This window comes from Tardiphaga sp. P9-11, assembly GCF_008329525.1.
Classification (GTDB): domain Bacteria; phylum Pseudomonadota; class Alphaproteobacteria; order Rhizobiales; family Xanthobacteraceae; genus Tardiphaga.
The window spans coordinates 321,059-340,598 of sequence record NZ_NPKQ01000003.1 but is presented as its reverse complement, the minus strand read 5'-3'; the positions used below and the strand labels follow the sequence as shown (position 1 = coordinate 340,598).

At 62.2% G+C, this 19,540-nt stretch carries 22 protein-coding genes; 15 read left to right on the top strand and 7 right to left on the bottom strand.

The annotated features are described in order from the left end of the window. Nucleotides 1–37: 37 nt before the first annotated feature. The gene (locus tag CIW50_RS14305) at nucleotides 38–634 is read right to left on the bottom strand and encodes a phage holin family protein (protein WP_246664275.1); all 597 of its coding nucleotides are present in this window, start codon (nucleotides 632–634) and stop codon (nucleotides 38–40) included. A 167-nt stretch (nucleotides 635–801) separates the two neighbouring features. On the opposite strand from CIW50_RS14305, the gene hisS reads away from it, so the two are divergent. After that, nucleotides 802–2,304 (top strand): histidine--tRNA ligase, encoded by a 1,503-nt coding sequence (gene hisS, locus CIW50_RS14300; RefSeq protein WP_149531897.1) that lies wholly within the window; start codon nucleotides 802–804, stop codon nucleotides 2,302–2,304. 15 nt (nucleotides 2,305–2,319) lie between these two features. After that, the gene (locus CIW50_RS14295) at nucleotides 2,320–2,547 is read left to right on the top strand and encodes a tautomerase family protein (RefSeq protein ID WP_283808838.1); all 228 of its coding nucleotides are present in this window, start codon (nucleotides 2,320–2,322) and stop codon (nucleotides 2,545–2,547) included. Between the two features lie 3 nt (nucleotides 2,548–2,550). Here CIW50_RS14295 and CIW50_RS14290 read toward each other — a convergent pair whose 3' ends face one another. The 3 genes from CIW50_RS14290 to CIW50_RS14280 form a co-directional block, all read right to left on the bottom strand. Then, complete coding sequence (locus CIW50_RS14290) at nucleotides 2,551–3,342, bottom strand: thioesterase family protein (RefSeq protein WP_149531896.1); 792 nt, start codon at nucleotides 3,340–3,342, stop codon at nucleotides 2,551–2,553. Between the two features lie 116 nt (nucleotides 3,343–3,458). Further along, complete coding sequence (locus tag CIW50_RS14285; RefSeq protein ID WP_246664274.1) at nucleotides 3,459–3,950, bottom strand: DUF3617 domain-containing protein; 492 nt, start codon at nucleotides 3,948–3,950, stop codon at nucleotides 3,459–3,461. Nucleotides 3,951–4,051: 101 nt separating this feature from the next. After that, on the bottom strand, nucleotides 4,052–4,345 hold the full coding sequence (locus CIW50_RS14280) for a hypothetical protein (RefSeq protein WP_068731365.1): 294 nt from the start codon (nucleotides 4,343–4,345) through the stop codon (nucleotides 4,052–4,054). 167 nt (nucleotides 4,346–4,512) lie between these two features. Between CIW50_RS14280 and CIW50_RS14275 the strand changes: the two genes are divergently transcribed. From CIW50_RS14275 to CIW50_RS14260, 4 genes are all read left to right on the top strand, one after another. Further along, a complete protein-coding gene (locus CIW50_RS14275) occupies nucleotides 4,513–4,983 on the top strand; it encodes a hypothetical protein (protein WP_149531894.1) in 471 nt (156 codons plus the stop codon). Nucleotides 4,984–5,069: 86 nt separating this feature from the next. Next, nucleotides 5,070–5,771 carry a ribonuclease T2 family protein gene (locus CIW50_RS14270; RefSeq protein ID WP_149531893.1) on the top strand — a complete coding sequence of 234 codons (702 nt, stop codon included), beginning with the start codon at nucleotides 5,070–5,072 and terminating at the stop codon, nucleotides 5,769–5,771. 105 nt (nucleotides 5,772–5,876) lie between these two features. After that, nucleotides 5,877–6,737 (top strand): 23S rRNA (adenine(2030)-N(6))-methyltransferase RlmJ, encoded by an 861-nt coding sequence (locus CIW50_RS14265; protein ID WP_149531892.1) that lies wholly within the window; start codon nucleotides 5,877–5,879, stop codon nucleotides 6,735–6,737. A gap of 255 nt (nucleotides 6,738–6,992) precedes the next feature. Continuing rightward, the gene (locus tag CIW50_RS14260) at nucleotides 6,993–7,208 is read left to right on the top strand and encodes a cold-shock protein (protein ID WP_116663852.1); all 216 of its coding nucleotides are present in this window, start codon (nucleotides 6,993–6,995) and stop codon (nucleotides 7,206–7,208) included. A gap of 223 nt (nucleotides 7,209–7,431) precedes the next feature. On the opposite strand, the gene CIW50_RS14255 is transcribed toward CIW50_RS14260, so the two are convergent. Then, entirely contained in the window at nucleotides 7,432–8,052 is a 621-nt protein-coding gene (locus CIW50_RS14255; RefSeq protein ID WP_149531891.1) for an outer membrane protein, read from the bottom strand. A gap of 318 nt (nucleotides 8,053–8,370) precedes the next feature. Between CIW50_RS14255 and uvrC the strand changes: the two genes are divergently transcribed. The 6 genes from uvrC (at nucleotide 8,371) to CIW50_RS14225 (ending at nucleotide 14,539) form a co-directional block, all read left to right on the top strand. Further along, entirely contained in the window at nucleotides 8,371–10,464 is a 2,094-nt protein-coding gene (gene uvrC / locus CIW50_RS14250; protein WP_149531890.1) for an excinuclease ABC subunit UvrC, read from the top strand. Nucleotides 10,465–10,585: 121 nt separating this feature from the next. Beyond that, on the top strand, nucleotides 10,586–11,197 hold the full coding sequence (pgsA, locus tag CIW50_RS14245) for a CDP-diacylglycerol--glycerol-3-phosphate 3-phosphatidyltransferase (RefSeq protein ID WP_149531889.1): 612 nt from the start codon (nucleotides 10,586–10,588) through the stop codon (nucleotides 11,195–11,197). Continuing rightward, nucleotides 11,194–11,445, top strand: coding sequence for a molybdopterin converting factor subunit 1 (gene moaD / locus CIW50_RS14240; protein WP_149531888.1), 252 nt, complete (start codon nucleotides 11,194–11,196; stop codon nucleotides 11,443–11,445). Before pgsA ends, moaD begins: the two co-directional genes overlap by 4 nt. Nucleotides 11,446–11,470: 25 nt before the next feature. Beyond that, entirely contained in the window at nucleotides 11,471–11,950 is a 480-nt protein-coding gene (locus CIW50_RS14235) for a molybdenum cofactor biosynthesis protein MoaE (protein ID WP_149531887.1), read from the top strand. After that, the gene (gene prmB / locus CIW50_RS14230; RefSeq protein WP_149531886.1) at nucleotides 11,950–12,987 is read left to right on the top strand and encodes a 50S ribosomal protein L3 N(5)-glutamine methyltransferase; all 1,038 of its coding nucleotides are present in this window, start codon (nucleotides 11,950–11,952) and stop codon (nucleotides 12,985–12,987) included. The genes CIW50_RS14235 and prmB overlap by 1 nt, the downstream gene beginning before the upstream one ends. Before the next feature lie 145 nt (nucleotides 12,988–13,132). Continuing rightward, the gene (locus CIW50_RS14225) at nucleotides 13,133–14,539 is read left to right on the top strand and encodes an MATE family efflux transporter (RefSeq protein WP_149531885.1); all 1,407 of its coding nucleotides are present in this window, start codon (nucleotides 13,133–13,135) and stop codon (nucleotides 14,537–14,539) included. Nucleotides 14,540–14,593: 54 nt separating this feature from the next. On the opposite strand, the gene CIW50_RS14220 is transcribed toward CIW50_RS14225, so the two are convergent. Further along, nucleotides 14,594–15,706 (bottom strand): branched-chain amino acid aminotransferase, encoded by a 1,113-nt coding sequence (locus tag CIW50_RS14220; protein ID WP_149531884.1) that lies wholly within the window; start codon nucleotides 15,704–15,706, stop codon nucleotides 14,594–14,596. A gap of 238 nt (nucleotides 15,707–15,944) precedes the next feature. On the opposite strand from CIW50_RS14220, the gene CIW50_RS14215 reads away from it, so the two are divergent. The 3 genes from CIW50_RS14215 to CIW50_RS14205 are packed head-to-tail and all read left to right on the top strand — an operon-like array spanning nucleotide 15,945 to nucleotide 18,639. Further along, nucleotides 15,945–16,511: a MarR family winged helix-turn-helix transcriptional regulator gene (locus CIW50_RS14215; protein WP_149531883.1), complete on the top strand. Its 567-nt coding sequence runs from the start codon at nucleotides 15,945–15,947 to the stop codon at nucleotides 16,509–16,511. Continuing rightward, the gene (locus tag CIW50_RS14210) at nucleotides 16,508–17,233 is read left to right on the top strand and encodes a response regulator (RefSeq protein WP_089261813.1); all 726 of its coding nucleotides are present in this window, start codon (nucleotides 16,508–16,510) and stop codon (nucleotides 17,231–17,233) included. The genes CIW50_RS14215 and CIW50_RS14210 overlap by 4 nt, the downstream gene beginning before the upstream one ends. Before the next feature lie 17 nt (nucleotides 17,234–17,250). After that, nucleotides 17,251–18,639, top strand: a complete 1,389-nt coding sequence (locus CIW50_RS14205) for an ATP-binding protein (RefSeq protein WP_149531882.1) — start codon at nucleotides 17,251–17,253, stop codon at nucleotides 18,637–18,639. Here the strand turns inward: CIW50_RS14205 and proC are convergent, their stop codons facing one another. Further along, nucleotides 18,640–19,473 carry a pyrroline-5-carboxylate reductase gene (gene proC / locus CIW50_RS14200; protein WP_149531881.1) on the bottom strand — a complete coding sequence of 278 codons (834 nt, stop codon included), beginning with the start codon at nucleotides 19,471–19,473 and terminating at the stop codon, nucleotides 18,640–18,642. It lies immediately after the preceding gene. Nucleotides 19,474–19,540: the final 67 nt, after the last annotated feature.

Genomic DNA, 19,540 nt, shown 5'->3' with positions numbered 1-19,540 from the left:
CAGGGCTGATGGAACTGCCCACCGGTGCTTTTGCACCTCAGGCGCTGGCGCGGCCCGATGGCGTGCGGGCAGCCGCAGCCTCCCGATTGAGATCATGCCGGCGCGCAAGCGCCCAGCCCGCCAGCGTCGCAACAAGAATCAGCCCGGCCTTCACTGGTGTACTGTTCTGGCCAGGTTGTGCACTGCGTGTGCTTGGCTTGAATTCGTTGGGCGCAGCCGCGCGGTGCGGCGCGGCGGAGATGGCCTGCTTATGCTTGCCGGGGCTCGCATTGACCGCAACGCGCAGCCTGCTGCCGAGGCTCGGAAACTGTCTCGAGGGACGTTTCAACCGGCTTGCGGCGAGCGCCGCGAAAGCAATGGCGAGCAACAGCAGCAATCCACCGCTGGCGCCGAAGGCGTGAAACAGGCCATAGCGCAGTTCGACCCAGCGGAATAACGCGGCAGCGCCCACCAGCAAGGTGGCGATCAGAAAAACGCCTGCGGCGGCATAAAGCCCGGCTGCGACGGCATAGGAAACGGCGATGCCCTGGGTCTGTTCGCTGCGATCACGCATATAAGAAGATGTGGCGCGTTTGATCTGATTGAACTTGAGAACGAGCCCTGTTCGCACCAGGGCACTTGCGAGCGGTGGCATCGTGAAAGCCTCGTTGGGATCCGGCCGTGGTGGCGGGCATATGAAAATGAACGGGGAGGCCAGACGAAGGTTCCGCCGCGGCGGACGTGTGGCTTCGGGCATCGTCAGACCCGCATGGCAGTGGCTCCAACGCTTGCCGGTTCCGGCCTGCGCTGGTACGACGCGCCATGGCTGACAAACCCAAAAAACCCCAGAAACTGCGCGCGCGTCTGCCGCGCGGCCTTGGCGACCGCGGACCGGCCGATCTCGCCGCGACCCGGCGCATGACCGACATTATCCGCGAGGTCTATGAGCGCTACGGCTTCGAGCCGGTCGAGACCCCGACCATGGAATTCACCGATGCGCTCGGCAAGTTCTTGCCGGATCAGGACCGGCCGAACGAGGGCGTGTTCTCGTTCCAGGACGACGACGAACAGTGGATCTCACTGCGCTACGACCTGACCGCGCCATTGGCGCGCTACGTCGCCGAGCATTGGGACGCGCTGCCGAAGCCGTATCGCAGCTACCGCGCCGGTTACGTCTATCGTAACGAGAAGCCGGGTCCGGGCCGTTTCCGCCAGTTCATGCAGTTCGACGCGGACACCGTCGGCTCCGGCTCGCCAGCGGCCGATGCCGAGATGTGCATGATGGCGGCGGATGCCATGGAAGCGCTGGGCATTCCGCGTGGCAGCTATGTGGTGCGCGTCAACAACCGCAAGGTGCTCGACGGCGTGATGGAGAGCATCGGCCTCGGCGGCGATGACAATGCCGGGCGACGTCTGACCGTGTTGCGCGCCATCGACAAGATGGACAAGTTTCCGGTCGACGAGATCAGGAAGCTGCTCGGTCCCGGGCGCTGGGATGGCGGTGAGGAAGGTAAGGGCGACTTCACAAAGGGCGCTGGACTGACACCTGAAGCTACCGAAACCGTGTTGCGCAGCCTCGATGCCGAGGCGGATCGTGATGCTACGTCGAAGCTCAATACGTCGGAAGCCTACAACCAAGGCCGCGCCGAGCTTGATGAAATTGCGAAGCTGATCACGGCGGCGGGCTATAACGCTGATCGCATCAAGATCGACCCATCTGTCGTTCGCGGTCTCGAATACTACACCGGCCCGGTTTACGAAGTTGAACTCACGCTTGAGACCAAGGACGAGAAAGGCCGCCCCGTGCGTTTCGGTTCGGTCGGTGGCGGCGGCCGTTACGATGGTCTCGTTTCGCGCTTCCGCGGCGAGCTCGTGCCGGCGACAGGCTTTTCGATCGGCGTTTCACGCCTGCAGGCGGCGCTGACGCTGCTGGGCAAAATCGACACCACGCCGGCCTTTGGCCCGGTGGTCGTCACCGTGTTCGATCGCGACCGCGTCACCGATTATCAAAAGATGGTTGCGAGCCTGCGCAATGCCGGCATCCGCGCCGAACTCTATCTCGGCAATCCCAAGAGCATGGGCAACCAGCTGAAATATGCCGACCGACGCAATTCACCCTGTGTGATCATTCAAGGCTCCGACGAAAAGGCGACCGGCGAAGTGATGCTGAAGGATCTGATCCTCGGTGCCGGATTGTCGGATCTGGAAGGCGATCGCGACGCCTATCTGCAGAAGCAGGCAGATGCGCAGACCAGAATCGCGGAAAACGATCTCGTGAACGCGGTCCGCAAGATTCTCGACAAGCACGGCGTGAAGTGGAATTAATCCACGCGCCAACAATTGGTAGAGCAACGGGAGACGTCAATGCCTGAGATCACGATCAACCTGGCCGCCGGCCGCACCGACGAGCAGAAGAAGGGCATGATGCTCGACATCACCCAGGCGCTGGTGAAGAACCTCGGCGTCACCGCCGATGCCGTCGTCATCCAGATCAACGAAGCGCCGCTCAACAACAAGATGAAGGGTGGCCAGACCTTCGTCGAGCGCGCAGCCGCTGCGAAGAAGTAAGCTCTATCCAAACACTGCAATATTCTGACGGCTGGCCATGATTGGCTGGCCGTTTCGATTCCACAGGGTCATCGCCTGGCTGGAGTAGCCGCCGGAGATCTGCTCGGCGACATTGCGGATCAGCCACCAGCCGTCGTCGGTCGTGATCTCGTCGGTCAGCATGTCGATCGACCAGGTCATGGTTGAGATCGGCGAGGGCTTTGTTGACCGAACCGACGCTGCCGGCGGCGGTGCGTCGGCCAAGGCCAGCAACGCCACCAGCGATGGCTGGATGCCGGGCTCGCGGTGGCGCAGCCACAGCATCATCTGCGGATCTTCGCTGCCGCTGAACGGCGTCGAGCCCCCCATATGCCGGCCGTCGATATGCTCCAGGAAGCGCAGCGTCGGCGGCGCACGGAGGAAGAAATCGGGGCAACCCTCTGGCGCTTTCAGTTCCGGCGTCCCGGTGACCACATGGGCAAAAGCTGATTCACGCGCGGCGCCGAAGCAGAACATGGCGCGGGTCGCGAGGCCTGCTTCACCGATCAGATCGACACTGGCGAACAGTGTCGACTTACCCTTACGCAGAACGCTGGCGCGCAACTGCAATGGACCGGTGGCCGGGCCGATAAAGGCGATCTGCGCCGAGCGCAGCGGCGGCACGTCGCCGAATTCATTGAGCGCGGCCTGCATGCACAGTGCCGCGGCCAGACCGCCATAGACGGTACGGCCCTGCAGCCAGTCGTCGCTGACGCTGACAGCCCAACCGTCGCCGGAGCGCGTCATGGATGACATCAGTGCGGTGAATTCAGTCATGGAGCTGCCTTCGGTGTTTCCTGTCGCCGGCGTCATGATGCGCCATTGGGATGATTGGCATCATCTATAGCGAGGAACGCAGCGGTGGGAAACATCGGCGCAACGGGCGCGCGGCTCTATTGCGGCCGGTGCATGCCCTTCATCTTCTCCATGTCCTTGACATTCATCTTCATGCCGCCGGGCATCATGATGTCGCCGGGCTTCTGGTCCGGTTTGCAGGCGCCGAGCCATTTGGCTTCCAGCTGCGTGGTGCTGTCGCCAGTGTTGGCCCTGGCGCCGCCCGAGCTCTGTGAGGTGATCTTCATCGTATAGGCGGAATTGAAATCGCCGGTGATCTCGGCATGCGACGTGCTGGTGGTGCCGCCGATATTGCAGACCGAATCCGTGACATAGCCTGTCGCGGTCTTCTTCATTTCGTTCTTCGAACACATGTCCTTCGCCATCGGCGAGAAGGTGGTGTTCATGAACTTGTCGGTGGTCTCGTCGGTGCAGTGCTGCATCGTCATGCCGGGCATCCCGGCGCTGCCCTGCATCTTCATTTCCCAGAGCCCGGCCTTGCGTGCCGGCAACTCGATGGGATCGGCGATGGCGGGTATTGCCCACAACATCGCAGTCGCGCTCAAAACGGAAATATTAAACAGTGAAACACAGCGTCGCATCATGCTTGGTTCTCCCCAAGCCGATGAGACGCTGTGTCGCGTAAAAAGGTTCAGTAGCGAACGCGGAGCGGCCGATCCGAGGCGCCATAGGGCACCCAGCGGCAGGCGAATGAGACGTAGGCGCCATACTCTTGCGGGGCGCTCAGGAATTTCACGACCTTGCCGTAACGCGCGCAATGATCGATCGCCAGGGCGCGAATGTCGGTCTGGCTGATCAGCGATGTGGAGATGATGCCGCCGGTGTCGTTGCCCTTGAATGGCGGCACCCAGTCGGCCTTGGCCGCGCTGCTCATGATCGCACCGCTCAGACCTGCAGCCAAAATCGCCAACCGAATCATTCGCATCACCGTCTCCATCGTCGTTGTGGGCACCTTAGAGGGCATCGGCGACGCTGAAAAGAACGCCGTCCAGGTTCTGACAGAGTTGTGCGCTGGGTGTGGCCGCGATGCACTTGACCCTGCACGGGCTTCGCGGCACGTTCCGGGAACAATCATCAGACGGCGGATTCCCCATGCGCGACCTCATCTCATCCTGGAAGAAAGCCGTTCTGGCTGCCGTTGCCGGCGCTGTCCTCGGGTTGATGACCCTGGCTCCGGGCGCACAGGCTGCGAACCTGCTGGAGCTGAATTTCTGGCTGTCCGGGCCGAACTACGAGGGTCGTGTGGCGGATTGCGAGGCGGGCCTTTCGACCATTTCGTCGCAGTTCCAGGACAAGGAAAGCAGCTTCTGGAATTCGGCGCTGCAGATCACCGGCTTCAGCCGCGTTCATGAGACGGCCTTCCGCCCTTGGCAGTCCGACAACATTCCGCGCCGCTACTGCACCGCCGATGCGATGCTGACCGACGGCAAGATGCGCCAGGTGCATTACTCGATCATCGAGGACGGCGGCTTTGCCGGCTATGGCCAGGGCGTGGAATGGTGCGTCGTCGGTCTCGACCGCAACTGGGCCTATAACCCGCGCTGCCGTGCGGCGAAGCACTAAGCGTCGCTCGCATAACTAAACAATTTTGTTCTTGAATTGTTCTTGATGCCTGACTAGGCTTGCCCTTCTCAGGGGTGGGGCGCGTCATGTTTCAGGCATTTCGATTTGTCATTTCGCGAAGGTTTTTGTCGCTCGCGTTTCTGGCGCTTACGGCCCTAACGGCCAATCCGGCCTCTGCGCAGGATCGCCGGCAGAATGCGCCCGGTGAGTTCGACTTCTACGTGTTGTCGCTATCCTGGTCGCCGACCTTCTGCGAGGCGGCACAGGAGCGCGGCGGCAACAACCGCTCGGCCCAGATGCAGTGCGGCGGCCGGCCTTACTCCTTCGTGGTGCATGGGCTTTGGCCACAATACGACCGCGGCTTCCCGAATTACTGCGAGCGTCCGGCCCCGCGGCTGGCACGCAATATCATGCAGTCGATGCTCGACCTGATGCCGGCGCCCGGCCTGATCTTCAATGAATGGGACAAGCACGGCACTTGCTCCGGCCTCGGCCAACGCGGCTATTTCGAAGCCATCCGCAAGGCGCGCGCCGGCGTCAAGATTCCCGACGAATTTCTCGATCTGCAGCAGACCAAGACAATTGCGCCGGCTGCAATCGAGGAAGCTTTCATCAAGGTCAATCCGGGCCTCAGCAGCTCGGCCATCGCGGTGACCTGCGACCGCAACCGGCTCACCGAAGTCCGGGTCTGTATGAGCAAGGATCTCCAGTTTCGCGCTTGCGAGGAGATCGACCGCCGTGCCTGCCGCCGCGACCAGGTCGTGATGCCGCCAATGCGGGGCGGCTAGCCAGCGCGTATTCCGCAAAAGTGGGCACCGGTTTTGCGACCGGAATACGCGCAAACGGACGTCTAAGCTTTTGCGGTGTGAGCCGCCGTAGCGTACTGCTGGCGCATGAATTATCGCCACGCCTTCCACGCCGGCAACTTTGCCGACGTCATCAAGCATATCGTGCTGGTCCGGATCCTGACCCATCTGCAGGAGAAGCCGGCGCCGTTCCGCGTTATCGACAGCCATGCCGGTGCCGGGCTCTATGACCTGACTGGCGACGAAGCCACGCGCTCCGGCGAATGGACCACCGGCATCGCGCGCGCCATGCAGGCGCGGTTCAGCGAGGCCAGTGTGCCGCTGGTCGCGCCCTATCTCGACATCGTCCGATCGTTCAATGCGCCGCGCGAACTTAAAGCCTATCCCGGCTCGCCGCTGATCGCGCGCGCCCTGATGCGGCCACAGGACAGCATGGTCTGCTGCGAAGTCGAGCCGCAGGCGCGCAAGAAGCTCATTTCGTCGTTGCGCAGGGACGAGCAGGCACGCGTCGTTGATATCGACGGCTGGGTGGGTCTGCCCGCCTTCTTGCCGCCGAAGGAGCGCCGCGGCGTGGTGCTGATCGACCCGCCCTATGAGGACAAGAAGGAGTTCGCACGGCTGGCGGTGACCTTCGAACAGATCTACGCCAAGTGGGCGACCGGTATTTACGTGATGTGGTATCCGGCGAAGAGCCGCCGGGCCACCGATGAACTGGCGCAGCATGTTGCCGCGACGGCTGCAGCATCGGCCACGCCGGGCAAATGCCTGCGTCTCGAATTCAGCGTTGCACCACAAACGGCGGATGGCCCGCTGACTTCGACGGGCCTGCTGATCGTCAATCCGCCGTGGAAGCTCTCCGCCGAGCTCAAGGAAATCCTGCCGCAGCTCGAAAAGCCGCTCGGCCTCGGCAGCGCCGGACGCTTTCGGCTGGAGACGGCGAAACCCTGACGCTGCAAAGCCGGCGCCGAACTACGCAAACTTCAACTACCAAACGGCACCGCCAAAAACGGTGGTCAATCCCGGCGGAACCGTATTAAGCTAGTGCCATTATGACTGGCTTTACGTTCCGCTTCCGCGAATGGTTGCGGCGGAGTGACGTGGCCCACATCGATATTTGAAATAAAGGCCAAGCCTCCGTGGAGTGAATGTCCGGTCGGTCGCGGCGCGAAGGCGCTGCGGCGGAGCATTGCGGGGAGGGACCCGATGGGCATGAGCGGTACGGTCAAGTTTTTCAATGGCGAGCGCGGCTACGGCTTCATCAAGCCCGACGATGGTGGACGGGACGTGTTTGTGCATATCACCGCGGTCGAACGCGCCGGCCTGAAAGACCTGATCGAAGGCCAGCGGATCACCTTCGAGGTCGAGCCCGACAAGAAGGGCAAGGGCCCCAAGGCGGTCGATCTGGTCATCACAGGATAGCGAGCGCAGATTTGTCGGATGGGGTGAGCGTCTTGGCGAAACCCGTCACCCCTCCATCTTTCGTGAGACTCTCCGAAAGAGATGAGTTTTGTTGAGCTCCGTCTATTCTGTGCTTGAGCGCCGCACATAAAAAAATCCCGACCGCGACGCGGTCGGGAGTGGGTTGTATTGTTTTCTTCTCACTTGGAGCAGAAGTCCGGATGCGAGGTGTCCGGAGCCGAACTTAGAAGTGATAGTTCACGCCGACGCGCACGGTGCCGAAGCTGAGCGCGCTGTCGGTGCCGGTGAGCGTGTAGGTGTTCTTGGACAGATCGACATAGAGATATTCGATCTTCGCGGTCCAGTTCTGGTAGATGCCGACTTCGGCGCCGACACCCGCGGTCCAGCCGACCGACGTCTGGGTCTGCTGCAGGCCATTGCGTTCGGCTTCAAGGCTGCCGAAGGAGAGACCGGCGGTGCCGTAGAGCAGCACATTGTTGAAGGCGTAGCCGATACGGCCGCGCGCGGTGCCGAACCAGGGGTTCGAGAACTTGTAGGTGGCGAAGCGGTCATCCGCGCCGGTGCCCTGCAGATCGCCTTCGAGACCGAACACGATGTTGCCGCTCTGCCAGTTGTAACCACCCGTCACGCCGCCGGCGATGCCCGAGGGCTTCGCGCCGGTGTTGGAGACGCTGCCCCATTCGTAGCCGAGAGTGGCGCCGAGATATGGGCCGGCCCAGCTATAGGCGTTGAGCGGCTGGGCGACTGTATAGGGCGCCCGCGACCGGTAAGGCATGTCCGCCGCATGTGCCGTTGTCGCACCTGCAGCCACGAGGGCGACTGCCGCGAACGCAAACTTACTCATCTCAACTCTCCAAAATACGCGTTATTGCCGGCCCATCGGTGCGCGTTCGGGATCTGGCGAACGAAGCCCTAGGGTTACGGAATTCCATCATTTATCGAGACGATTTATCGAGAGTTTTAGATTAAGCGGTCCTTAACGGCCCTCTGCGGCGCCGTATTGGCGTTAAAAGAGTCTTACTTTTGGCAATTCGTGATTTTTCCTACAGGGACGGCCAAAGTCCTGTGGCCCGCTCCGAACACCCGGGAGTGAGCCGTCGCACCGGTGTTTCCGGATCAGCGGATGCTGGCGATGACCCGCCGCAGCGCTTAAATTGACCTCATGATTCAAGACCCCACCGAGCCGCTGCACCAGACCTCGACCGAGCCCGCGGCAGAGCCAGGTTCCGACGACCGTGGTCCCGGACAGGGCATCCAGTCCACGCTGCAGGTGCCGCCCGATCTCGAACCGGAACCCGGGGCGGCCGACGATGAGGAAGACGGTGCGCTGCCGGATGCCGGCGACGACGATCTCGGCGACGCGATTGCCGAAGGTCCCCTGGCGCTTGGCCGGGCGGCCATCGAGCATGCCGTGCGCCACGCCCCGACCTCGCCCGGGGTGTACCGAATGCTGAACGCGGCCAATGACGTGCTGTATGTCGGCAAGGCCAAGAACGTGAAGAAGCGGCTGTCATCCTATGCAAGGCCGACCGGGCAGGTGATGCGCATCGCCCGCATGATTGCCGCGACGGTGGTGGTGGAGATCATCTCGACATCGACCGAAACCGAAGCGCTGCTGCTCGAAGCCAATCTCATCAAGCAACTCCGCCCGCGCTTCAACGTGCAGCTCCGCGACGACAAATCATTCCCCTATATTCTGATCTCGGGCGATCACTGGGCGCCGCAGATATTGAAGCATCGCGGCGCGCAGTCACGGCCTGGGCGCTATTTCGGTCCGTTCGCATCGGTCGGTGCGGTCAATCGCACCATCACGGCACTGCAGCGAGCGTTTCTGGTGCGGTCATGCACGGATTCGTTCTTCGAGAGCCGCACACGGCCTTGTCTGCTTTATCAAATCCGCCGCTGCTCGGGTCCTTGCACGAGCGAGATCGATTTCCCCGGCTACACCGAACTGGTGCGCGAGGCGAAGGACTTCCTGTCCGGTCGCAGCCGCGCCGTGAAGCAGTTACTCGCCGGTGAAATGGAGAAGGCCTCGGACGAACTCGCCTTCGAGCGCGCGGCACTGTATCGCGACCGCCTTGCGGCATTGTCGGCAATCCAGTCGCAGCAGGGCATCAATCCCCGTACTGTGGAAGAAGCCGACGTCTTCGCCATCCATCAGGAGGGCGGCTATTCCTGCGTCGAGGTGTTCTTCTTCCGCACCGGCCAGAACTGGGGCAACCGGGCTTATTTCCCGCGCGCGGAGAAATCCTACACGTCCGAGGAAGTGTTGGGCTCATTCCTGGCGCAGTTCTACGAGGACAAGCCGCCGCCGAAGATGGTGCTGCTGTCGCATGCCATCGAGGAAAGCGAGCTGCTGGCCAGCGCGCTCAGCGTCAAGGCCGGTTTCAAGGTCGAGGTGCTAACACCGCAGCGCGGCGAGAAGAAAGAGCTGGTTCTCCACGCACTGACCAATGCCCGCGAGGCGCTCGGCCGCAAGCTCGCCGACACGGCGACGCAGACGCGTCTCCTGGAAGGCATGTCGAAGATGGCGGGCATGGCCACCGTGCCGAAGCGCATCGAGGTTTATGACAACAGCCATATCCAGGGCACCAACGCAGTCGGCGCCATGATCGTGGCGGGGCCGGATGGCTTCATCAAGAACCAGTACCGCAAGTTCAACATCAAGTCCGAGGGGCTCACGCCCGGCGACGACTACGGGATGATGAAGGAGGTGCTGCAGCGGCGTTTCAAGCGGTTGCTGACGCCGCCGGTCGAGGGCGAGGCGATCAAGCCGAAGGACGAGGACGTGCCGCTCTGGCCGGATCTGGTCATCATCGATGGTGGCCGTGGCCAGCTCAACGCGGTCAAGGAAATCTTCGATGAGCTGAAACTGACCGATGTGACTCTGATGGCGGTGGCCAAGGGGCCGGACCGCGACGCCGGCCGCGAAACCATGTTCATTCCGGGCCGCGACGCCATCAAGCTCGAGCCACGCGACCCCGTGCTGTATTTTATCCAGAGGCTGCGTGACGAGGCGCATCGGTTTGTCATCGGATCGCACCGCACACTGCGCAAGAAGGACATCCGCGAGGCCGGTTTGCAGGAAATCCCCGGGATTGGGCCGACCCGCAAGCGGGCGCTCCTGCACCATTTCGGAACGCTGAAGGAGATCGAGCGCGCCTCGGTGGGCGACCTGGGCAAGGTTCCGGGTATCTCGGCCGAGAGCGCCCGCAAGATTTTCGACTTTTTCCACCCCCAGCCCGGCGCCAGATGACGGCCAAGATGAACGAGACGTAATCTGGCTGTCGCATGCCTCGGGGCAGTTTTGCGGTAAACTAAGCTGCCCCGCTTCGCTGGCGGTTGACCTCCGCGCTCTGGCAGTATTGGTAAGACGGATGACAGAGACCACGAGACGGGCCGCGAATTCCGCGATGTCCCTGCCAAATATCCTGACCATGACCCGCATCGCCGCGATTCCGGTGGTGGTCGGCTGCATCTATTCGCAGTCGATCATGGATGGTCCACTGTGGCTGCGCTGGGTCGCGCTGGCGGTGTTCATCGGCGCCGCGGTCACGGATTTTCTCGATGGCTATTACGCCCGGATCTGGAATCAGCAGTCCGCCTTTGGCCGGATGCTCGATCCGATCGCCGACAAGCTGCTGGTGGCCTCCTGCCTGCTGATGCTGGCCGCCGACGGCATCATCCATGGCTGGACCCTGTGGGCCGCCATCGTAATCCTGTGCCGCGAAATCCTGGTCTCGGGCCTGCGCGAATATCTAGCCGCACTTCGTGTCAGTGTCCCGGTCACGAAAGTTGCGAAGTGGAAGACGACGGCCCAGTTGATCGCCATCGGCTTCCTGCTGGCCGGCGAGGCAGGCGACCAGGTGATCCCGTTCACGACCCAGCTCGGCCTCTTGCTGCTGTGGATTTCCGCGCTCGTCACCATTTATACGGGCTACGATTATTTCCGTGCGGGCATTCATCACCTCATCGCGGAGGATGCATGAAGGTCGTCTACTTCGCTTGGGTTCGCGAGCGTATCGGCAAGTCCGAAGAGACGGTCGAGCCGCCTGCTGCCGTGCGCACAGTCGGCGATCTGATCGGATGGCTGAGCACGCGTGGCGACGAATATGCCTATGCGTTCGAGACGCCGAAGGTGATCCGCGCTGCCATCGACCATACGCATGTGCGGCCGGATACTGTGATCGCCGGCGCCCGCGAGATTGCGTTCTTCCCGCCGATGACCGGCGGCTGATTTTACCAACGACTGCGTTGACCTCATGACCTCCAACGTGACCATCCGCATCCAGGATGCCGATTTCGACGTTGCACGCGAAATCGCTGCGCTGACGGCGAGCCGCACCGACATCGGCGCGGTGGTCACCTTCAGTGGTATCTGCCGCGGCCAGGAAAACTTGAGTGGGAGCGGCGACGCGACCACGGCGCTGACGCTGGAGCACTATCCCGGCATGGCGGAGGCAGAGATTGCGCGTCATGCCGAGGAGGCGATGACGCGCTGGCCGCTGACGGGGCTGACGATCGTTCACCGTGTCGGCCGCATCCTGCCTGGTGAGAATATCATGGTGGTGCTGACCGCGTCGGCACATCGCCAGGCGGCGTTTCAGGCCGCTGAATTTTTGATGGATTACCTCAAGGCGCATGCTCCGTTCTGGAAGCGCGAGGAAACCGCCGGTGGCAGCAACTGGATTGCTGCGAAGACCGACGATGACGACGCTGCGGCGCGCTGGGATAAAAACTGATGGCCAAGAAGACCGTGAAGACAGTTGCCAAGAAGGCGGTCAAGAAGTCCGCGACCAAGGGTTCCACAAAAGCAAAGACCTCTGTGAAGAAGATCGCTACGGCGAGTTTGCCGAAGGTCGGGCCGGGCGAGCTTGCGACGCTGCTGGATTATGTGCGCTATGCCACCAGCCGCTTCATCGAGGCCAGGCTTTCTTTTGCGCATGGCACGACTGATCCCGTTGCCGAAGCGGCCTTCATCGTCTGCGAAGTGCTGCATCTGCATCCCGACCAGTTCGAGAATTTTGCCATGGCGCGAGTGACCGTTGCCGAGGGCAAGCAGATCCTCGATGTCATTCATCGCCGCGTGACGACGCGCAAACCGGCGGCCTATCTGGTCAACAAGATCTATATGCGCGGCCTGCCGTTCTATGTGGACGAGCGCACCATCGTGCCGCGTTCCTTCATCGGCGAATTGCTGGACTCGCATTTCAGCGGTGACGACGGTGACGGCGGTTCGTTGATCGACGATCCGATGGACATTGAAAGCGTGCTGGATCTCTGCACCGGTTCTGGCTGCATCGCGATCCTGGCGAGCCAGTCATTTCCCAATGCGCAGGTCGATGCCGTCGATCTCTCGCCCGCGGCACTCGCCGTTGCCATGCGCAATGTCATTGACTATGGGCTCGATGAGCGTTTGACGCTCTACAAGGGCAATCTGTTCGAACCGCTCGGCGATACCCGCTACGATCTCATCATCACCAATCCGCCTTATGTCGATGCGCAGGGCATGGCCGATCTGCCGGACGAATGCCTGGCGGAACCCGCGATGGCGTTCGATGGCGGTGATGATGGGCTCGATATCGTCAGGAAAATCATTGAACAGGCTGGCGATCATCTGAATCCGCATGGCGGCCTGCTCTGCGAGATTGGTCGCGGCCGCGCCAATGTCGATGAAGCGTTTCCCGATCTCCCGCTGATCTGGCTGGACACCGAAGACTCCGAAGGCGAGGTGTTCTGGGTGTCCGCTGCTGCGCTGCAAGGTCGCGGCACCGGCTAGTCCAACGTCTGGCCAAACACGCCTGCAGCGTTTATCACGGCATCTTCACGCGCATTTTGATGTGTGAATGTCCGGCATCGTTGTCGGACGGATTCTGACGTGACATCCCTTGCAGTCGCGCCACTCAAATCGACTGAAGGATTCCATGCTGCTGGCTCTCGGTCAGAAGGCTTTGACGCGCGATCTGTGGCTCACCGAGTTGCGGGCAACACTAGCGCTCGGCTGGCCTCTGGTGCTGACCAATCTGGCGCAGATCGCACTCACCACGACTGACGTCATCATACTCGGCCGCGTGAGTGCAGAAGCTTTGGCTGCGTCCGCACTCGGCGTGAATGTCTATTTCGCCATTTTGATTTTCGCCATCGGCCTCGTCACTGCGACATCGCCGATGATGGCGGAGGCGATTGGCCGCAAGCTGCATGCGGTGCGCGATGTCAGGCGGACGTTTCGCCAGGGTTTGTGGACGGCGCTGATTGTCGCGGTGCCGGCATGGATTGTTTTCTGGCATACGGAAGCGATCCTGTTGCTATTCGGTCAACAGGCGCAGGCGGCTGCCGATGCGCAGGCATTCATGCATATGCTGCAGTGGGGCTTTCTGCCCGCGCTTGGTTTCATCGTGTTGCGCTCTTTCGTCGCTGCGGTGCAGCGTCCGCTTTGGGCGCTGGTGGTGACGGGCGCGACCATTCTGTTCAATGCGGCTGCCAACTGGGTGCTGGTGTTCGGCCATCTCGGATTTCCGGAGATGGGTCTGCGCGGTTCCGGCCTTGCAACCACTCTGTCGAACATTTTTCTGTTCGCAGTCTTTGCCCTCGTCGTTGCATGGCATCCGAAGTTCCGGCGCTATCACCTGTTCGGCAATTGGTGGCGCGCTGACTGGCCCCGCCTCGCAAAGCTATGGCGTATAGGTCTGCCGATCGGCGCGACGCTCGCCTTCGAAATCACCGTCTTCAATGCAGCAGTGTTCCTGATGGGGCAGTTCGGAACGGCCGCCATCGCGGCGCATGCGATTGCGATCCAGATCGCATCGATCTCTTTCATGGTGCCGATGGGACTGAGCCAGGCGGCAACTGTTCGTGTCGGGTTGGCCAAAGGCGCCTCGGATCGCGATGGCATCACGCGAGCAGGGTGGACTGCATTCGGCCTTGCGGTGGCATTCATGGCGTCGATGAGCATGTTGTTGCTGGCTGCGCCACGTGTCCTGATTGGCGCCTTCATCGATCTGGCTAATCCCGCCAATGCCGTCGTCATCGACACGGCAATGTCGTTTCTGTTTTGCGCGGCGGTGTTCCAGATTGCAGATGGCGCGCAGTCAGTGGCTGCGGGGATGCTGCGTGGATTGCAGGATACGCGCATGCCGATGATCTTTGCCGCATTAGGCTATTGGGGCTTCGGCATGGGTCTCAGCCTGCTGTTCGCATTCAAGCTGGGCTTCGGCGGTGTTGGCATCTGGATTGGACTGGCTGCAGGTTTGGCCGTGGTGGCGCCGGTGATGCTCTGGCGCTGGACACGGCGCGAGCAGCTCGGGCTCGTGCCGGCGACGCGGACCAAATAAAAATGCCGCAGCCTCGAAAGGCTGCGGCATTTGTCGTCTTGAAGGGCTCGGCGTTTACAGGACCTTGCGGATCCAGTTATGCGGGTCGGGCGCGCGGCCGTACTGAATGTCGACCAGCTGCTTGCGCAGGCCCATCGTGACGGGACCAGCTGCGCCGCCATTGATCTCGAAATCACCGCTCACCGAACGCACCTGGCCGATCGGCGAGATAACCGCAGCTGTGCCGCAGGCGAAGGCTTCTTTCAGTCTGCCGCTGGTAGCGTCGGCGCGCCACTGGTCGAGCGTATAAGCCTCTTCGCGCACCCGCGTGCCCTTGTCCTTCGCCAGAGCTATGATGGAATCGCGCGTGATGCCTGGCAGGATCGTGCCGAGCGGCGGCGTCAGCAGCGAACCGTCCTCGAACACGAAGAAGATGTTCATGCCGCCGAGTTCTTCGATGTAGCGACGCTCGACCGCATCGAGGAACACGACCTGATCGCAGCCGTGATCGCTGGCTTCGGCCTGCGCGCGCAGGCTTGCGGCGTAGTTGCCACCGCATTTGACAGCGCCGGTACCGCCGATCGCAGCGCGGGTATAGTTCTCCGAGACCCAGATCGACACAGGGGCAGGTCCGCCCTTGAAATAGGAGCCGACCGGCGAGGCGATGACAGCGAAGATGTATTCCGCGGACGGCTTGACGCCGAGGAAGATCTCGCTCGCGACCATGAACGGCCGCAGATAGAGGCTGCCTTCGCCACCTGGAATCCAGGCGCGGTCCATGCGCACGAGCTGTTCGATGGCTTCGATGAACACCGGCTCGGGCAGTGGCGCCATGGCCATGCGATCGGCCGAATTCTGGAAGCGCTTGGCATTGGCATCGGGGCGGAACAGGTTCACGCCGCCGTCCTCACGGACATAGGCCTTGAGGCCTTCGAAGATCTCCTGCGCGTAATGCAGGACGGCCGCGGCCGGATCGAGCGGGAAATTCGCGCGGGATTCGACGCGCGCACCATGCCAGCCCTCGGTCTGATTATAGCGGACGATGGCCATGTGATCGGTGAAAACCCGGCCGAAGCCCGGATCCTTGAGCTTTGCTGCGCGGTCCGCCTCGGACACCGCGTTCGCCGCGGGCTGAATGTCGAATTTCAGCAAAGCTGCGCCATCGATTTTATCGAACGAAACTCCCATGGATCTCACTCCTGCTTACGGCGCAGCTCCTGGGGGCGGCAGCGTCGATGTTGTTCTACGTCAAGCGGACCCACGGCAAAAGCGTTTCCGGCCCGGGTGGATGACCCAGGACAGGCTTTAGCGCCATGCCGAAGTCCGGTATGGTTCTCAGATCGGCCCTATTGGGACCATGCGGCGAGAGTTCTAATGTTTCGTCGCGATGGTCAGTTTTGTAAGATTGAACCCAAGATATGTCAATATGGTTGACGTAAATTCCAAGGACGCGGCGTCACGATCGCTTGAGACAATCCAGCGGCAATCCAGCGGCGATCCTGCGAAACCGCCTCGCTGGGACATCATCGAGCTGTTGTTCTTTGCCTATCGCGACTTTGTGGGCGATCCCGACGATGTGCTCGACCAATTCGGTTTCGGGCGCGCCCATCACCGGGTCGTGCACTTCGTGCATCGCTATCCCGGCCTGAAGGTTGCCGATCTGCTCGATGTCCTGCGCATCACGAAGCAGTCGCTGGGCCGTGTTCTCAAGCAATTGCTCGATGAAGGGTATATCGTCCAGAAATCCGGCGAGGCAGATCGGCGGCAGCGGCTTCTTTTCGCCACCGCCAAGGGTGAAGCTCTCGTTGCGCAGCTCGCGGGTTTGCAGACTGATCGCATCAACCGCGCGCTCAAGGATTTTACGCCGGTCGAAGTTGAGGCGATCGGCAGGTTTCTCTCGGCGATGATCGACCGCAATGATCCCGACAAGGTGCTGCAGGTCATTTTGAGCCAGGCATCCGCCAAAACTGACGGCAGGACAAACAAGACATGATGTTAGCTCAGGCCGCCAAACGAATGCCGGTGCCATTGGCCGACGATGCGCCGCATCTGCTGCTGGTCGATGACGACCGCCGTATTCGCGATCTCCTCTCGCGCTTTCTCTCCGGCGAAGGCTACCGCGTCACCACGGCGCCGAGCGCCAAGGAAGCGCGTGCCAAATTGCTCGGGCTGCATTTCGATCTCCTGATCCTCGATGTGATGATGCCAGGCGAGACCGGCTTCGAACTCGCGCGCTTCATTCGGACGTCCTCCGCCGTGCCGATCATCATGCTGACGGCGCGGCACGAGGCGGAAAGCCGGATCGAGGGATTGCAGATCGGCGCCGACGACTATGTTGCCAAGCCGTTCGAGCCGCGCGAACTGGTGCTGCGCATCGCCAACATCCTCAAGCGCAGTGCACCGGTGCCGGTCGAGCGCGCGGAGTCGCTGCAATTCGGACCTTATGTATATCACCTCGCGCGTGGTGAATTACGCCAGGGTGACGAAATCATCCATCTTACCGACCGCGAGCGTGACATGCTGCGCGTGCTGGCCGCAGCGCCCGGCGAGACCGTGCCGCGCGGTGAACTCACTGGCGGCGGTGGCACCGTGAACGAGCGTGCGGTGGACGTGCAGATCAATCGCCTGCGCCGCAAGATCGAGACCGATCCAGCCAATCCGCTGTTTCTGCAGGCCGTGCGTGGCATCGGCTATCGCCTCGTCGCATCGCCATAGTCCATGAAGTTTGCGCGATGAGCACGCTCGACACCGGCATAACCATCCTCCGCTCCGCCGCGGGCCGTGTTTCTGCGGCGCACAGCCTGATGGGCCGGCGCTTCAAGAGCGTGATGCCCACGGGACTCTATGCCCGCACGCTGCTGATCATGATCGTGCCGATGGTTCTGCTGCAGTCGGTGGTGGCCTTCGTCTTCATGGAGCGGCACTGGAACACGGTGACGCGCCGCCTGTCACAGGCCGTGGTGCAGGACATCGCGACGCTGATCGACGTCTACAAGGTCTATCCGCAGGACAAGGACCGCACGCAGATCAAGGCTATCGCACAGCAGCGCCTTGGCCTCGTGGTGGATTTCCTGCCGCTCGGCGACATGCCGCCGCCCGGTCCGAAGCCGTTCTTCTCGCTGCTCGATCAGGCGCTGTCCGTCCAGATCGGTCGGCAGATCACGCGGCCGTTCTGGATCGACACCGTCGGTCGTTCCAATCTCGTCGAAATCCGCATCCAGCTCGATGACGCCGTGATGCGCATCTTCGCGCAGCGCAGCGCAGCCTATGCATCGAATTCGGAAATCTTCCTGTTCTGGATGGTGGGGACATCGTCGATCCTACTGATTGTCGCGATCCTGTTTCTGCGCAACCAGATACGCCCGATCCTCAAGCTCGCTGACGCCGCCGAGAGTTTCGGCAAGGGCCGCGAAGCGCCGAATTTCCGACCGCGCGGCGCACGCGAGGTCCGTCGTGCCGCCAATGCCTTCATCGAGATGAAGGCACGTATCGAACGCGCGATGGAACAGCGCACGGCCATGCTGGCCGGCGTCTCCCACGATCTGCGCACCATCCTGACGCGCTTCAAGCTTGAGCTGGCGCTGATCGAGGACGGTCCGGACGTCGAGGGCATGCGCAAGGACATCGACGAGATGTCCGGCATGCTCGAGGCCTATCTCGCCTTTGCGCGCGGCGACAGCGGCGAGCAGGCGCAGCCGACCGACATGGCTGCGGCGCTGGAAGAGCTTCGCAGTGACGCGGAGCGCAACGGCCACAAGGCGACGGTCACGTTCCACGGCCTGCCGATCGTCACGGTGAAGCCGGCAGCATTCAAGCGTTGCCTCGGCAATCTCGTCTCGAATGCCGCGCGCCATGCCAACGACATCGCTATCACCGGGCACCGCGATCATCGCTATCTCACGGTCACGGTGGACGACGACGGCCCCGGTATTCCCGCCGACATGCGCGAGGAAGTATTCAAGCCGTTCCTGCGGCTCGACGACGCGCGCAATCAGGACGAAGGCGGCACAGGCCTTGGCCTCGCCATCGCCCGCGACATCGCGCGCTCGCATGGCGGCGATATCACGTTGATGGATAGTCCGATGGGCGGACTGCGCGCCGTGGTGCGGGTGCCGGTGTAGTTACTTCGCCAGTTCTTTTGAGCGCGCAGTTGCCGCAGCGATGGCGCGCGTTAGTAGCGGCTCGAAACCGTCATCCGCCATCAGCACGCTCAACGCTGCGGCCGTGGTTCCGCCGGGCGACGTGACGTTTTTGCGGAGTGTTGCGGCATCGAGGTCGGACTGACGCAGCAACTCACCCGAGCCTGACACGGTTTCGCGCGCCAGCTTCATAGCCAGTTCAGGCGGAAGGCCGGCAGCGATGCCGGCGCGGGCCATTTCTTCAGCTAGCAGGAACACATAGGCCGGACCCGAGCCGGAGACGGCGGTGACTGCGTCGATCAGGTTCTCGTCCTCGACCCATTCAACCGAGCCGGTCGCGCGCAGCAACGCGTCAGTCAGATCGCGTTGTGCCGGCGAGACGTCGCTGGCGGGGACCGCGACGGTGATGCCCCGGCCGATGGCGGCCGGCGTGTTCGGCATCGCGCGCACCACTTTGCCGCCGCAGGCTTTCGCGATGCCGGCGATGGTCGTGCCGGCCATGATCGAAACCACGAGCGACGATCCGGCGATGGCGCGTAGCGTCGGGCCGACCTCGGCGAACATCTGCGGCTTCACAGCGAGCACCAGTGCTGCCACGGGGCCGATGTCTTTCAGATCCGGATTGAGACGAGCGCCTTTGGCCGCGAGCGCCTTTATCTCGTCGGAGACATGCGGATCGATCACAACGGTGCGTTTGGGATCGAGACCGCCCGCGATCCAGCCGGTCAGCATCGCGCCGCCCATCTTGCCGGCGCCGGCCAGCACGATGTGGCCATCGATATCGTTGAGCGCGCGTGAGGTCGTAGAAAAGGTCATCGCAAAATCCCGGCTGTCAGAACGGCCGGGACCATATCATTGCGGGGCAGGCTGCACAGCCTGAACG